This window comes from Streptomyces sp. NBC_01551 (assembly GCF_026339935.1).
In the GTDB taxonomy this organism is placed as follows: domain Bacteria; phylum Actinomycetota; class Actinomycetes; order Streptomycetales; family Streptomycetaceae; genus Streptomyces.
This window is the reverse complement of sequence record NZ_JAPEPX010000001.1, coordinates 6209294-6222869: the sequence shown is the minus strand read 5'-3', so window position 1 is coordinate 6222869 and position 13576 is coordinate 6209294. Positions and strand designations below refer to the sequence as shown.

13 protein-coding genes are annotated in these 13576 nt (G+C 73.7%); 3 read left to right on the top strand and 10 right to left on the bottom strand.

Annotation, left to right across the window (positions count from 1 at the left end; translation table 11 throughout):
* Positions 1-21: 21 nt before the first annotated feature.
* The 3 genes from OG982_RS28000 to OG982_RS27990 all read left to right on the top strand — a co-directional run bounded on the left by OG982_RS28000 (position 22) and on the right by OG982_RS27990 (position 1481).
* A complete protein-coding gene (locus OG982_RS28000) occupies positions 22-453 on the top strand; it encodes a DUF6114 domain-containing protein (protein WP_266949612.1) in 432 nt (143 codons plus the stop codon).
* A complete protein-coding gene (locus tag OG982_RS27995; protein ID WP_266782146.1) occupies positions 450-1100 on the top strand; it encodes a hypothetical protein in 651 nt (216 codons plus the stop codon). Before OG982_RS28000 ends, OG982_RS27995 begins: the two co-directional genes overlap by 4 nt.
* Before the next feature lie 75 nt (positions 1101-1175).
* Positions 1176-1481: a DUF2087 domain-containing protein gene (locus tag OG982_RS27990; protein WP_266782148.1), complete on the top strand. Its 306-nt coding sequence runs from the start codon at positions 1176-1178 to the stop codon at positions 1479-1481.
* Here OG982_RS27990 and OG982_RS27985 read toward each other — a convergent pair.
* From OG982_RS27985 to OG982_RS27940, 10 genes are all read right to left on the bottom strand, one after another.
* Complete coding sequence (locus tag OG982_RS27985) at positions 1454-2215, bottom strand: metallophosphoesterase (protein WP_266949611.1); 762 nt, start codon at positions 2213-2215, stop codon at positions 1454-1456. The genes OG982_RS27990 and OG982_RS27985 overlap by 28 nt on opposite strands.
* A gap of 54 nt (positions 2216-2269) precedes the next feature.
* Positions 2270-3751: a YncE family protein gene (locus tag OG982_RS27980; protein ID WP_266949609.1), complete on the bottom strand. Its 1482-nt coding sequence runs from the start codon at positions 3749-3751 to the stop codon at positions 2270-2272.
* 109 nt (positions 3752-3860) lie between these two features.
* Complete coding sequence (locus OG982_RS27975; protein ID WP_266949608.1) at positions 3861-4421, bottom strand: hypothetical protein; 561 nt, start codon at positions 4419-4421, stop codon at positions 3861-3863.
* A gap of 367 nt (positions 4422-4788) precedes the next feature.
* Positions 4789-6216: an NAD(P)/FAD-dependent oxidoreductase gene (locus tag OG982_RS27970; protein WP_266782156.1), complete on the bottom strand. Its 1428-nt coding sequence runs from the start codon at positions 6214-6216 to the stop codon at positions 4789-4791.
* 43 nt (positions 6217-6259) lie between these two features.
* Positions 6260-6667, bottom strand: coding sequence for a co-chaperone YbbN (locus OG982_RS27965; protein ID WP_266782158.1), 408 nt, complete (start codon positions 6665-6667; stop codon positions 6260-6262).
* 112 nt (positions 6668-6779) lie between these two features.
* On the bottom strand, positions 6780-8219 hold the full coding sequence (locus OG982_RS27960) for an aldehyde dehydrogenase family protein (RefSeq protein WP_266949607.1): 1440 nt from the start codon (positions 8217-8219) through the stop codon (positions 6780-6782).
* A gap of 232 nt (positions 8220-8451) precedes the next feature.
* Complete coding sequence (locus OG982_RS27955; RefSeq protein WP_266782162.1) at positions 8452-9651, bottom strand: thiolase family protein; 1200 nt, start codon at positions 9649-9651, stop codon at positions 8452-8454.
* Between the two features lie 168 nt (positions 9652-9819).
* Positions 9820-10977 (bottom strand): LacI family DNA-binding transcriptional regulator, encoded by a 1158-nt coding sequence (locus tag OG982_RS27950; protein ID WP_266782164.1) that lies wholly within the window; start codon positions 10975-10977, stop codon positions 9820-9822.
* A gap of 510 nt (positions 10978-11487) precedes the next feature.
* On the bottom strand, positions 11488-12711 hold the full coding sequence (locus OG982_RS27945; protein WP_266949605.1) for a cytochrome P450: 1224 nt from the start codon (positions 12709-12711) through the stop codon (positions 11488-11490).
* The gene (locus OG982_RS27940) at positions 12708-13415 is read right to left on the bottom strand and encodes a tRNA-dependent cyclodipeptide synthase (protein WP_266782168.1); all 708 of its coding nucleotides are present in this window, start codon (positions 13413-13415) and stop codon (positions 12708-12710) included. The genes OG982_RS27945 and OG982_RS27940 overlap by 4 nt, the downstream gene beginning before the upstream one ends.
* Positions 13416-13576: the final 161 nt, after the last annotated feature.

The window sequence follows — 13576 nt, the reverse complement described above, 5'->3', positions numbered from 1 at the left end:
CCGTCAGGGCCGCGGGGCCGAATGCGGTGGCGGAGGTGGCGGCGCAGCAGGCCGTTCTGGGGCGGGCTGCTCACCGTGCTCGCCGGGGCCTGGATCTGTGTCCTCCCGCTGGCGCCGTTGAAGATCATGCTCCAGCAGGGCGTGGCGGGGATCCCGTCCGTCCTGATGGGGGCGGTCATGATCGTGCTCGGTCTCACCGCCTGGTTCGCTCCCCCGCAGCGCAGCCTGGCCGGGGTCCTCACCACCCTCATCGCGACCGCCGCACTGGTCCTGTCGAACCTCGGCGGGTTCCTGATCGGCACCCTGCTCGGCATTCTCGGCGGCGGCCTGATGTTCGCGTGGCAGCCGTACGCGGACCGGCGCGCCGGGGGCTCCGCCTCGCCCCCGGCCGACTCACCGGACCCCTCCCCCACCCCCACCCCGCACCACGATCCCCAAGGAGCACAGCCATGAGCCGCACGCGCACCACGCTCGCCCTCGGGATGGCCGCGGCCGGAGCCCTGTCCCTGGCCTCCGTCACCGCCACCGCCGCGCCGTTACCGCCGGCCGGGTCGACCACCGTCACCCCGGCCGGGCACTCCTTCAAGGCCACCCTGAGCGGGAAGGCCACCCTCAAGGCCGGTTCGGTGACGGTGACCTGCAACGTCTCCGTCGCCACCGGCACCGTTCCGGCGGCCCCCGGCAACCAGAACCCGGCCGGGCCGGTCTCGTCGCCGATCTCGCCGCCGACGTACAGCTCGTGTAGCGCCAGCCTGCCGGGCGTGACGCCGACCGTCACGACCAGCGGCGCCTGGGCCGTGTCCATGCAGAACGGCTCCCCGATCACCGCCACCATGACGGTCCCGGTGGGCGGCCTCGTCCTCCAGACGACCGGCCTGGCCTCCTGCACGGTCACCGCCGCCCCCACGGCCCCTGCGGCCGTCGGCGGCACCTGGGCCAACGGCGCCCCGCCGAGCCTGACGTTCACGAACGCGTCCGTCCCGGTCCATGTCACCGGCGGCTTCGGCTGCCCGACGAGTGCGACGTCGTCCACCTTCAACGCCGTCTACAAGGTCACCGACACCACCGACCCGGCGCAGCAGATCACCGTCACCCCCTGAGGCGCCGCCGCGCCCGCCCCGCCGCCGGGGAAAATGCGTTGCCCCGGCGGAGGAGGTTGGGCAAGGCTCCGGGGCATGTCACACAGCACCGTTGCACCGCAGGCCACGCCCCGTACCGGCCAACGAGGGGTCGACGACCTCTTCTCCGGCGGGCGCCTCGTCGCCATCCCCCGCAAGGCCGCCCGCCGCGAGCAGTTGCTCGTCCACCTCGCCGAGACCCTCTTCGCACAGGACCGCGCCTACACCGAGCCCGAGGTGAACGACGCCCTGCGCACCGTGCACGAGGACAGCGCGGCGCTGCGCCGGTACCTGATCACCTCGGGCCTCCTCACCCGGACCCGGGACGGCGGCAGCTACCGGCGGGCCACGACCACCCGGTAGTGGGTCGTCAGCCGCCCTTCGTCAGCCAGCACATGGAACGCGACCGCCGGCGGCTCGTCGAGGTGGACGTGCGGATCGCCGCTCGGGGCCTCCCACGGCAGCCGCAGCGTGGACACCACGCCCGGCGCCACGAGCAGCGGGCGCCCGGCGAAGGTGGTCGCGGCGGCGGTGTGGGCGTGCCCGCACAGGAACGCCGCCAGGTGCGGGTGCCGCCCGGCCAGCGCCGCCAGCCGATCCTCGCCGAACTGCCGGATGCCGTCGACGTACGGGGTGTGCAGCGGCGCCGGCGGATGGTGGAAGGCGACCAGGACCGGTGTCTCCCGCGGCGTGCCGGCCAGTACGTCGTCCAGCCAGGCCAGCGTGGACTCCTCCAGGAAGCCCCGGTCCTCACCCGGTACGGAGGAATCGCACACGGCGAGCACGAACCCGTCCCCGCGCAGCACCTGGTCAACCGGCGCCCCGGACGGGTCCTCCTCCCCCAGCAGCCCCCGCCGGAACGCCTCGCGGACGTCGTGGTTGCCGGGGCATACGACCAGCGGGTGCCGGGAGCGCAGCAGCTTCGCGGCCTCCTCGTACTCGGCGGGGCTCCCGTGGTCGGCGATGTCACCGCTCACCAGCACCGCGTCCAGGTCGTACGGGAGCCCGTCCAGGTACTCCATGACGGTGCGGGTACGGTCCGCGGCGCGGCCCGCGCCGTCGAGGTGGATGTCACTGAGGTGGGCGATGACGGGCACGGGCGGGCACTCCTCGGGTGGTCGGGCCCGCCAGTCAACCGCGCCGGCCACGGCTCATCCAGGGCCAATGCGACCGAAGCGGCCTGCCCGGAGCCTGATCAGACCCCACCCTGCCGCGGTCAGCGCGACGGCGACCCCGGCGCCGGACAACACCGTGGTACCCGTGGAGGCGAGGGCTCCGTGCGGGGCGGGAGCCGACCCCGGCCCCGGTCCCGGCCCGGCACCCGGACCCGGCGCGGCGTGCGGAGGTTCCCCGCCCGTGCCGCCGACGGCCGCGGCGGGCGGCGCCGCCAGGCTGGTCGTCGTAGGAAGGGGTGGGGCGGCGGAGGGTGTCACCGGTCCGGGACCTGACGCGCTCGCGGACGGGCCCGGTGAGGGGCCCGACGGATCCGACGAGGGATCGGGGGAGGGCTTCGGCGGTACGGTCCGCTCCAGGCGGGTGATCGCCCCCTGCGCGGGGCTGCCCACCAGAACCACCTCTCCCCCGGGCTGCACCGCCAGGCTCGCCGCCCCCAACTGGCTCTGATTCCCCGGCAGTACGACGGAACGTACGACCTCCGTCAGATCGGCGGCCCGGTACACGGTCAGCGCGCCGTCGTTGTCACTCCCGGGCAGCGAAGGGTCCCCGGCGTCCTGCCAGACGACGAACGCCTGCCCGGTCGCGGCGTCGAACCGCGCCGCGCGCGGCTGGTCCTTGCCGGTCAGCGCCCCCAGCCGGGCGCCGGTGGCGGCGTACACGACGACCGAGTCGTCCAGGCCCACCCACACGTTGCCGGTCTGCGGATCCACTTCGGTGAACCAGCCGAAGCCCTCGCCGGCCGGGAGTTCCACGGTCGCCACGACCGCCAGCCGCTCCGAATCGACCTTGTACAGGCGGCGGTTGCCGAAGTCGGTGAACCACACCGTCTTGCGCGCGGCGTCCACCGCGAAGGAGTCGCCGCCTTCGAGGGTGAGCGAGCGCCGCACGGCCGCCGTCGCGAGGTCCACCTCCGCCAGCACCGGCCCCTGCGCCACCAGCACGGTGGCGGGGCCGGTGCCCGGGCCGAGGTCGGTGACCGTCGCGCCCGCCACCCAGGCTCCGGCCGCCGTCTCGTCGCCGGTCTTGGCCGTGCCGATGCCGCGCAGCGGGTAGCCGAACACGACGCCGTCGCCCGGGAGCGGGGCGGCGATCCGCGTGACGGCGCGGCGGCCGAGCGTGCCCGTCGGGCCCGGGATCCGGGTGACGGTGCCGCGTACGGCGCCGTCGGCGGGGTTCAGGACGTACAGGCCGCTCTCGTTGACGTCGGCGGTGTCGGCCAGGTCGTCCGAACCGACGTACAGGTTCTTCGACTCCGGGTGCAGCAGCAGGTCACGGGGTTTGCCGGCGGTCGTGAACCGGCCCGTCTCCCGGTAGGTGACGCCGTCGGGCGCGGCGGGCGGTGACGGCGCCGTTGGTTCCGCTCCGGCGCCGCCGGCCGCGACGGTCACGATCAACGCGGCCGTGGTGGCGGTGGTGAACACGAGCGCTCCGGTGGCGCGCGGGGCGTGGGGTTTCATGGCTTCCTCGCGACGGCGAACGGCTACGGCGGGCGGCGGCGGGCAGCGGGCAGCGGGCAGCGGGCAGCGGAGACGACAGGCGGCGGAGACGACAGGCGGCGGACGAGAGCTAGTTGAAGGTCACCGGGACATGGACGTCGTACTTGCGGTTGCCCGAGTTGAAGTGGTCCGCGCGGGTGACGACGGCGCATTCGACCGTCTCGCCGCATATCTGGCCGTTGCCGAGGTCGGCCTTGACGTGGATGGTGACGCTGAAGGTGCCGCCCGCGCCGAACCGCGAGGTGTTGGGGAGGGTGCCGCCCAGGACATTGGAGACCCAGTGCGAGGCACCGGTGGTGCCGGCCTGGTCCGAACCGCCCAGGCAGGGCGTCGGCTTGGACGCACCCGGGGCGCCGCTGACCGCGCAGAGGCCGACGTAGACGCCCTGCCCGGTGTTGTAGCCGCTGCCGGTGACGGTGACGTTCTGCCCGGCCGCGGCGGCGGTGGCGGGCGCGGTGAGGCTGAGCCGGTAGGTGGTTCCGCCGTCGGTGACGGTACGGGTGGAGGTGGCGGCGGAGGCGGAACCGGCCACGCCGAGCGCGAGCGCGACGGCCGCCGTGGCGGCGAAGGCCGCGCGGGCGACGAGCCGGGCGGCGGTGCGGGGGGTGCGGGGCAGGTGGGCAGCGCGCATGGGGACGACACCTTTCCGATGCGGAAGTTGGATCAACTTAGGCAAGGCTAACCTAATCGCGATCATCGCTGGAACCCCTCACTGTCAGTGCGGCCGGTTACGGTGCGCAGTGAGGGTCGACGCGGCGACCGGAAAGCGGGAAAGGGGCGGGGCCATGCAGCGGTTTCACGCGGAACAGAGGGAACTCACGGCGCGCGGAGGGCCGTTGGCCTTGTCGGCGGTATGGCTGAAAACATGCACCCACATGCTGGTCCGGGCGCTGTGCCGCGTCGGCGCGACGCGACACGGCCCGGATTTACGCGATCTACGGCCACCGGACGGGGCCGGAGCCGGGCCGGCCAGGGCGAGGCCCGGACCCGGCAACGCCTTACCCCCGGTACGTCTCCAGCAGCCGGAGCCAGATCTCGCTCACCGTCGGGAACGACGGAACCGCGTGCCACAGCCGCGCGATCGGGACCTCCCCCGCCACCGCGATCGTGGCCGCGTGCACCAGCTCGGCCGCGCCCGGCCCCACGAAGGTGACGCCGAGCAGGACCTCGCGGTCCAGGTCCACCACCATCCGGGCGTGCCCCCGGTACCCGTCGGCGTACAGCCCGGCGCCGGACACCTTGCCCATGTCGTAGTCGACCGCGCGCACCCGGCGCCCGGCCCGCTCCGCCTCGGCCAGGGTCAGTCCCACCGCCGCCGCCTCCGGATCGGTGAACACCGCCTGCGGGAGGGCGTCCGTGTCGGCGGTCGCCGCGTGTGCGCCCCAGCGTCCGGTGTCGAGTTCGGCGCCCGCCGCGCGCGCGGCGATGGCGGCGCCCGCGATCCGGGCCTGGTACTTGGCCTGGTGGGTGAGCAGGACCCGGCGGTTGGCGTCGCCCACCGCGTACAGCCAGTCGTGCCCGGGCACCCTGCAGCTGTCGTCGACCCCGATCCAGTCCCCGGGCTTCAGTCCGACGGTCTCCAGCCCGATGTCCTCGGTGCGCGGCGCCCGGCCCGTCGCCATGAGGATCTCGTCGCCCTCCAGGGTCTCGCCGCCCTCCAGCACCGCCCGGACGGGCCCGGTCGAGCCCTCCCGTACGACCGCCTCCACCGAGACACCCGTACGGACCACCGCGCCGGCCTCGCGCAGCGCCTCGGCGACCAGCTCGCCCGCGAAGGGCTCCATCCGGGGCAGCAGCCCCGGGCCCCGGGCCAGCACGGTGACCTGCGAGCCGAGCGCCTGCCAGGCGGTGGCCATCTCGGCGGCCACCACCGATCCGCCGACGATGAGCAGCCGGCCGGGCACCTCCCGGGCGGAGGTGGCCTCGCGGCTCGTCCAGGGCCGGGCCCCGGCGATCCCGGGCAGGTCGGGGATCAACGCCCGGGTGCCGGTGGCCACGACCACGGCATGCCGGGCGGCCAGTACGTGGTGCTCACCCTCGGGGCTGGTGACCGCGACCTTGCGGACCCCGTAGAGCCGCCCGTGTCCCCGATAGAGATGGGCGCCGATCGATTCGAGCCAGTCCAGCTGGCCCTGGTCGCTCCAGTCGCCCGTCCAGTAGTCGCGGTGCGCGAACACCGCTGCGGTGTCCAGCGGGCCCCCGACGGCGCCCGCGAGGCCGGGCACCCGGCGGGCATCGGCCCGGGCCAGCGCCGGGCGCAGCAGCGCCTTGCTCGGGACGCAGGCCCAGTACGAGCACTCCCCGCCCACGAGCTCGCTCTCCACGAGGGCGGTACTGAGCCCCGCGGCGCGGGTCCGGTCGGCGATGTTCTCGCCGGCCGGTCCCCCGCCGAGCACCACGACGTCGTACTCCACGGCTTCGGTCATACGGTCCAGTGTCACCGCAGGCCGGGCACCGTGTCGTGCAATCTCAGGCCTCCGGCGTGCCGGACCCGGACTCGCCGCCCGCCGCGGGCTTCTCCTGCTCGGCGGCGATCTTGGCGCGGATCTCGTCCATGTCGAGCGCGCGGGCCTGACCGATCAGGTCCGTCAGCGCGGCCTCGGGCAGGGCGCCGGGCTGCGCGAAGATCGCCACCTGGTCCCGGACGATCATCAGGGTCGGGATCGAGGTGATCTGGAAGGCGGCGGCCAGCTCCTGCTGCGCCTCCGTGTCCACCTTGGCGAAGACCAGGTCCGGGTTGGCGGCCGAGGCCTTCTCGTAGACGGGGGCGAACTGCAGGCAGGGCCGGCACCACCCGGCCCAGAAATCGATCAGCACGAACGGGTTCTCGCTGACCGTCTGGTCGAAGTTCTCCTTGGTGAGCTCGACTGTTGCCACGGTTGTCCAGACCTCCTGAATGGTTCCTGCGCCCGTCGCCCGCCGCTCTCCTCGAACGCCGCGCTCGCCGAACGCCGTGCTGTGTGAACGATGTACCCGCTGCGGGCATTCCTCAGAAGGGATGGCCCGCCGGAGTGGCGCGGGTCGTGGTCCAGCGCAGTTCCGTGAAGGCGTCCAGGTTGGCCTCGCCGCCGAAGCGGGCGCCCGTGCCGGAGGCGCCGACCCCGCCGAAGGGGGCGACGGCCTCGTCGTTCACCGTCTGGTCGTTGATGTGAGCGATCCCGGTCGGGATCCGGTCCGCGAGCTCCAGCCCGCGCGCCGTGTCCCTGGTGACGATGCCGAGGGAGAGTCCGTACGGGCCCGCGGAGGCCAGCGCGACGGCCTCGTCCTCCGTCGCGAAGGACCGTACCGGCGCCACCGGGCCGAAGACCTCCTCCGCGTAGGCGGGGGTGTCGTCGGCGACACCGGCGAGCACGGTCGGCCGGTAGAACAGGTCCTGGTGGGTGCCGCCGGCGACGAGCTTGGCGCCCTGCTCCGTGCTGGCCTCCACCAGCGCGTGGACCCGCTCCAGCTGCGCGCGGTCGATCAGCGGGCCCAGGTGCACCCGTTCTCGGTACGGGTCCCCCACCGCGAGCTCCTCGGCGCGCGCCGCGAGCCGCTCGACGTACTCGTCGTACAGCGAGGCGTGTACGAGGTGCCGCCCGGCGGTCATGCAGATCTGACCCTGGTGGAAGAAGGTCCCCCAGGAAGCCTGCGCGACGGCGGCCTCGACGTCCGCGTCCCGCAGGACGACGAGCGCGGAGTTGCCGCCCAACTCCAGGTGTGCCCGCTTGAGGTGACGGCCGGCCAGTTCGCCGACGGCGCGGCCACTGGCCGTGGAGCCGGTGAACGACACCACCCGTACCCGGGGTTCGGCGACCACGGCGGCCCCCGTCTCGCCGCCGCCCGGCAGCACGTGCAGCAGCCCGGCGGGCAGCCCGGCCGCCGCGAAGACTGCGGCGAGCGCGAGGCCGCCGCAGACCGCGGTCCGGTGGTCCGGCTTGAGCAGGACCGCGTTCCCGAGCGCGAGCGCCGGCGCGACCGAGCGGATCGACAGGATCAACGGGGCGTTGAACGGGGCGATGACACCGGCCACCCCGGCCGGAACCCGGCGGGTGAAGGAGAGCCGGGGCGCCTCGCTCGGCAGCACCTGGCCGGTCGGGCGCGAGGCCAGGGCGGCGGCCTCGTAGCACTCCTGGGCGGCGACGTGCAGCTCGAAGTCGGCCTTGCCGGGTATCGAGCCCGACTCGCGCACGATCCACTCCCGCAGCTCTTCGGCGTGGGCGGCGAACAGGTCCCCGGCGCGGCGCAGCACGGCCGCGCGCTCCAGGTGGGTGGCGTGCCCCCAGTCCTCCTGCGCGGCCCGGGCGCGTACGGCGGCCTCCGCGACATCGGCGGGCGCGGCGAGGTCGAGGGTGGCGAGGGTACGCCCGGTCGCGGGTTCGACGACGGGGGCGGTACCGCCGGTGAGGGTGGGTCCGTCCTGCCAGAGCGTCGGGTCGAGGAGCGGCATGGCGCGGGGCCTCCGGGTGGGGATCGGCGGGGCGGGGGGCGGCAGCACGCGCCATCGTGCCAGACCGAAGGCTCCACTTCTGTTCAGTTATTGGGCAGTTGACGGCCCGCGGTGACCGGAAACGATCGACGGCCGGATGCGGTGACCGGGGTCCCCGAACCCCGGTCCGGCCTGAGGCCGGGCCCCTGCCGAAGCCCGGCCCCGCGACGGCCCCAGCGGCCCCGCGACGGCCTCAGCGCTCCAGGACCAGCGCGATGCCCTGTCCGACGCCGATGCACAGCGCCGCCATGCCGGTGCCGGAGCCCGCCGCCGCCAGCTGGTGCGCGACCGAACCCGCGAGCCGGGCGCCCGACGCGCCGAGCGGGTGACCGATGGCGATGGCCCCGCCGCGCGGGTTCAGCACCGCCCGGTCCAGCTCCGGCCAGGCCTCCAGACACCCCAACGCCTGCGCCGCGAAGGCCTCGTTCAGCTCGAGGACGGCGAGGTCGCCCAGGCTCCGGCCGGCCTTGGCCAGGGCGCTGCGGACGGCGTCGACCGGACCGAGCCCGAAGAACTGCGGCTCGATCCCGGTGACCGCCGAGGCGCTGATCCGGGCGAGCGGCTCCCGGCCGGTTGCCGCCAGCCCCGCCTCGTCGGTCAGCAGCAGCGCCGCGGCGCCGTCGTTGAGCGGGGAGGAGTTCGCGGCCGTGACCGTGCCGGAGCCGTCCGTCCGGAAGACCGGCTTAAGGCGGGCCAGCGTCTCCGGGGTGGAACCCTCCCGGATGCACTCGTCCCGGACCAGGTCGACGCCCGGGTACGGCACGACCTCCTTGTCGTACAGCCCGGCCGACCAGGCCGCGGCGGCGTTGCGGTGGCTCTCCAGCGCGAAGAGGTCCTGCGCCTCGCGGGTGATCCCGTACTTCTCGGCGATGAGCTCGGCGCTCTCCCCGAGGGAGATGGTCCACTCCGCCGGCATCCGCGGGTTGGTCATCCGCCAGCCCAGGGTGGTCGACCACATCTCCTGGTGCCCGGCGGGGAAGGCCCGCTCGGGCTTCTGGACCACCCAGGGAGCCCGGGTCATGGACTCGACGCCGCCCGCGATGGCCACCGAGGCGTCGCCGAGCGCGATGGCGCGGGCGGCCTGGATCACGGCTTCGAGGCCGGAGCCGCAGAGCCGGTTGACGGTCACCCCGGGGACGGTCACCGGGAGGCCGGCCAGCAGCACGGCCATCCGCGCCACGTCGCGGTTGTCCTCGCCCGCGCCGTTGGCGTCACCGAAGACCACGTCGTCGATGCGGGCCGGGTCGAGGTCGGGCGTACGGTCCACCAGCGCGCGGACCACATGGGCGGCCAGGTCGTCCGGCCGGACCTGGGCGAGGGCGCCGCCGAACTTGCCGATCGGCGTGCGGACGGCGTCGACGACGTACACGTCGCGGACGGTGCGGATGCTCATGGGGCTCTCCTGGGCGGATCCGTACGGGCGGCGGCGCGGGCCGGTGCCGGGGTGGGCACCGGGGACGACGCCGGGCACGCCCGGTAGGGCGCGCCCGAAGTCTCCGTCCGGCGGCGACCGCCTGTCAACGATCTCCCGAGCCGATCCCGGGACGGCCGGTACCGGGGCTCAGGTCGACTCGCGGCGGACGGCCACGGCCGCCATCAGGTCGTGCCGCCGGGTGATCTCCGACGGCTCGCGTACGGCCTGGTCGACCAGCGCGGCCAAGTGGTCCCCGGTGGGCATCTTCATCTGCACCGTGCTCAGCCGGGGCCGCAGCAGCCGCCCGATGAGGAGGTCGTCGGCGCCGATGACGGCGACGTCCTGCGGCACCCGCAGCCCCGCGTCCTGGAGGGCGCGCATCAGGAGCATCGCGTACTCGTCGTTGTACGCGAACACCGCGTCCAGGCCGAGCGAACGCCACCGGCCCGCGAGCGCGGCGGCCGACTCCTCGGTGTAGGCCAGCGGCAGCGCCTCGATGACAACACCGCCCGCCGGACCCAAAGCCCCGGCACCGGTCCCCGCCCCGGCCCCGATGACCGCCGCGCTCCCGACCACCGTCCCGGCCTCGGTCCCGGCTCCGGTCTCGGCCGCGGTCTCGGTCCCCGTTCCGGTCACGGTCGCTGTCCCCGATCCCGTCTCGACTCCGGCCCCGATCCCGGTCATGGTCCCGGCCGCGGCCGCGGTCGCGGCGGATCGGGCGCCGGCCAGGCGGGGCGCGGAGAACAGCTCCAGTCCGTTCTCCTCCGGGACGACCACGCCGATCCGGCGGTGGCCGCGCTCGATCAGGTGCTCCGCTGCCCGCGCGCCGACCTCCGCCTGGTCCATGACCAGCGCGTGCGCCCCCGGCACACCGACCGGGCCCAGCGTTATCACCGCGCGGGCCCCGGCGCGCTTGAGGGTGGCCACGTTGTGCGCGGACAGCGCGATCTCGCCGAGGGAGATCACCGCGACGGGGCGCAGCTCGGCCCAGGCGCGCGCGGCCTCGTCCCCGCTGAGGCCGAGGCTGCCGTACTGGACCACCGTGTAGTCGAGGCGGCGCAGGGCCCACTGGAGCTCGTTGAGGAAGGCGCTGTAGAGCGGGCCGATCGGCACGTGGGAGGTGGGCAGCAGCACGATCCGGGTGTGCCCGGCGCGCAGGCTCCGGGCGGCGGCGTGCGGGACGTACCCGAGCTCCTCGGCGGCCTCGCGGACCTTGCGCCGGGTCGGCTCGCTGATGCGTACGGCTTCCGCGTTGTTCAGGACGTACGAGACCGTGGCGCGCGACACGCCCGCGAGGCGGGCCACGTCGGCGCTGGTCGGTACGGGCGACGGTGCGGGGGGCGGGGTGGCCGGTGCCGGCGGGTTTCGCCGCTGCGTCGATTTCGGCGACTTGGGCGAATTCGACGGCTTCGGCGACTTCGATGACTGTGACATTGCGGTGGCATCTTTCCAGACCGGCCCCACCCGGGGACTGGCGGATGGCCGGAAACGGATGATACACAGTGATTACACGAGTCATTGACACGTGTAATCACCCGTCCCGCACCCGCTGATCCGGGGTGCGGTCGCACGGGTCCCGTCGTGCCGTCGCCCTGTCGTGCCCGTCGCACCCCGCCCTCACGACAGGGCGACGCGCACTCGCCCGCGCCGCCCGTCTGGCGCGAACACATAGCCAAGGCCACACGGCGGCCCCCGCGCTGTTCCGCGCGGGGGCCGCCGCGCATGTGCCGTCCCGGCTCGGAGCCGGCTAGCGGGCGTCCGTCCGCGTCACCGGCGGACGGGCCGTCACCGGCCGGGCCGTCACCAGACGGGCCGTCACCAAAGCACGGGCATCCGCTCCGGGATGCGCTTCATGAACCCTGTGCGCCACACGAGTTGCTCGATCGGCACGGCGAGGTCGAGGCCGGGCAGCCGGTCGAGGAGCACCTCGATGGCGATCTGCGCGTGCCGCTTGCCGAGCGCGGTCGCGGGGCAGTAGTGGCCGCCCCCGCCGAACGAGAGGTGCGCGTTCGGGTTCGGCCGGTCGAGGCGCACGGTGTGCGGGTCCTCGAACTCGGCGGGGTCGTGGTTGGCCGCCTCGACCAGGACGAGGACGAGTTCCCCCTTCTCCACGGTGACGTCACCGAGCCGCATGGTCTCGGTGGCGATGCGCGGCAGGCCGTCGGCGATCGACAGGTTGATGCGCAGCAGCTCGTCCACGGCAGCGGGGACGAGGGCCGGGTCGGCGATCAGCTCGGCCTTGAGCTCGGGGTGCTGGATGAGGGAGACGAGCGCCATGGTGAGGAACCCCATGACACTGATGACGCCCGCGCCGAACATGGTGACGCCGACGGTGGCGAGCATCTCGTCCGTCAGGTGGGCGTAGTCGGGGTCCTCGCGCAGGGCGGCGAGTTCGCCCATGAGGCCGGTCGTCGCCGGGTCGTTGAGACGGTCGACCATGTGGGCCATGTCGCGGTCCCAGTTGATGCCCGCCGCAGGGATGGCGCGGGGGCTGTTCATGAACGCGACGTGCAGCGACCGGTAGAGGTCGGCCCCGTCGCCCTGGGGGATGCCGAGGATGCGGCAGTGCAGTCCGGTGGAGTACGGGACGGTGAAGTCGCGGCGCAGGTCCGCCGGCACTCCCTCCGCGACGAGGCGGTCGACGAGTTCGTTGGCGTGGCCGGTCAACCACGATTCCAGCCCGGGGGCCTTCGGGTTGAGGGCCTTCATCACGGCCTTGCGCAGCCCGGCTCCCGTGATGTTCCCCATGTTGTTGACCACCTCCGGGGGGATGGTCAGGGCGTACTGGCGCGGCGCGCCCGGGGCGGACGTGTCCTTGAGGGAGAACCGGGGATCGTCGAGCACCTGCCGGCACAGGCGATACGAGGACACCAGCCAGGCTTCCGCTCCGGCAATGGTGCGGACCTTCTTGACCGGCTCGTCGGACAGGAGGCGCGCGATCTCGTCGGGCAGCCGCGTGCCGTTGGCGTCGAACGGGAACCGGGTGAGCTCGTCGGCCGCGCTCGCCGGCGCCGACGTGGGGTCGATCGTGGTGGTCATGCGGAGCGGTCCTGTTCTTCGGCGGGGGTGATGACGGCGTGGCCCTGATTGCGTGAGGCACGCAGGCCCCAGCCCCGTGCGTACAGCAGCTCCGCCAACGGCAGCGCCTGGTGGTAGCAGTTGAGCGAGGAGGAGACGCCCAGGATGGCCGGGGTGTCGAGGAACAGCGGCACTTCGGCGCACACGTACTCGATGCACACCGCGCGCTGCAGGTCGGTCGGCGGTTGGCCGTTCAGCTTGTCGGCGAGGAAGCGGGCCGCGAGCTGGTCGCACACCTCGCGGAACTCGGGATCGTCGGCCAGGAGGACGTCGAGCCGGGAACGGATGCGCTGGTAGGCGGGGAGTTCCAGGAGCGCGGACATGGGGCGGCCGCGCAGGCGTTCGCCTTCGGGGTCGAGGGCGGCGACGGCGGCGGTGACCTTGGCGCGCACGCCCCGGAGGTTCTTCACGGCCTTGCGCTGTGCTTCGACCTCGGGGTAGCCGAGGGCCACGAACATCTCGGCCACGTGCATGTCGGTCCAGATGAGATCGACCTGGCGGAAGTGGTCGAGTCCCCACCGGGCGAGATCGAGTACGCGGTCGTGGGTGAAGTAGGAGTTCCCGGATGAGATGCCGATGACGGCGTGGTCGCCTTCGTCATGGATGACTTGGCAGTGAGGCGTATACGGACGGACGGCGAAGATGCCTGAGATGGCAGTCGTCAACGTGAGTAATTCCCCTGCGCCGCGAGTCCCAGCAGGGCCGTGTGCCCTGGGTGTGGCGGCGCGAGCACGAACGCTAGCCCAGACCAGGCCAGATGATCTAGAGCTACCGGCCGGTCACTCTGCGGAATTGGCCGGTTCGATGCCGGGACGTCGCGTGCCCG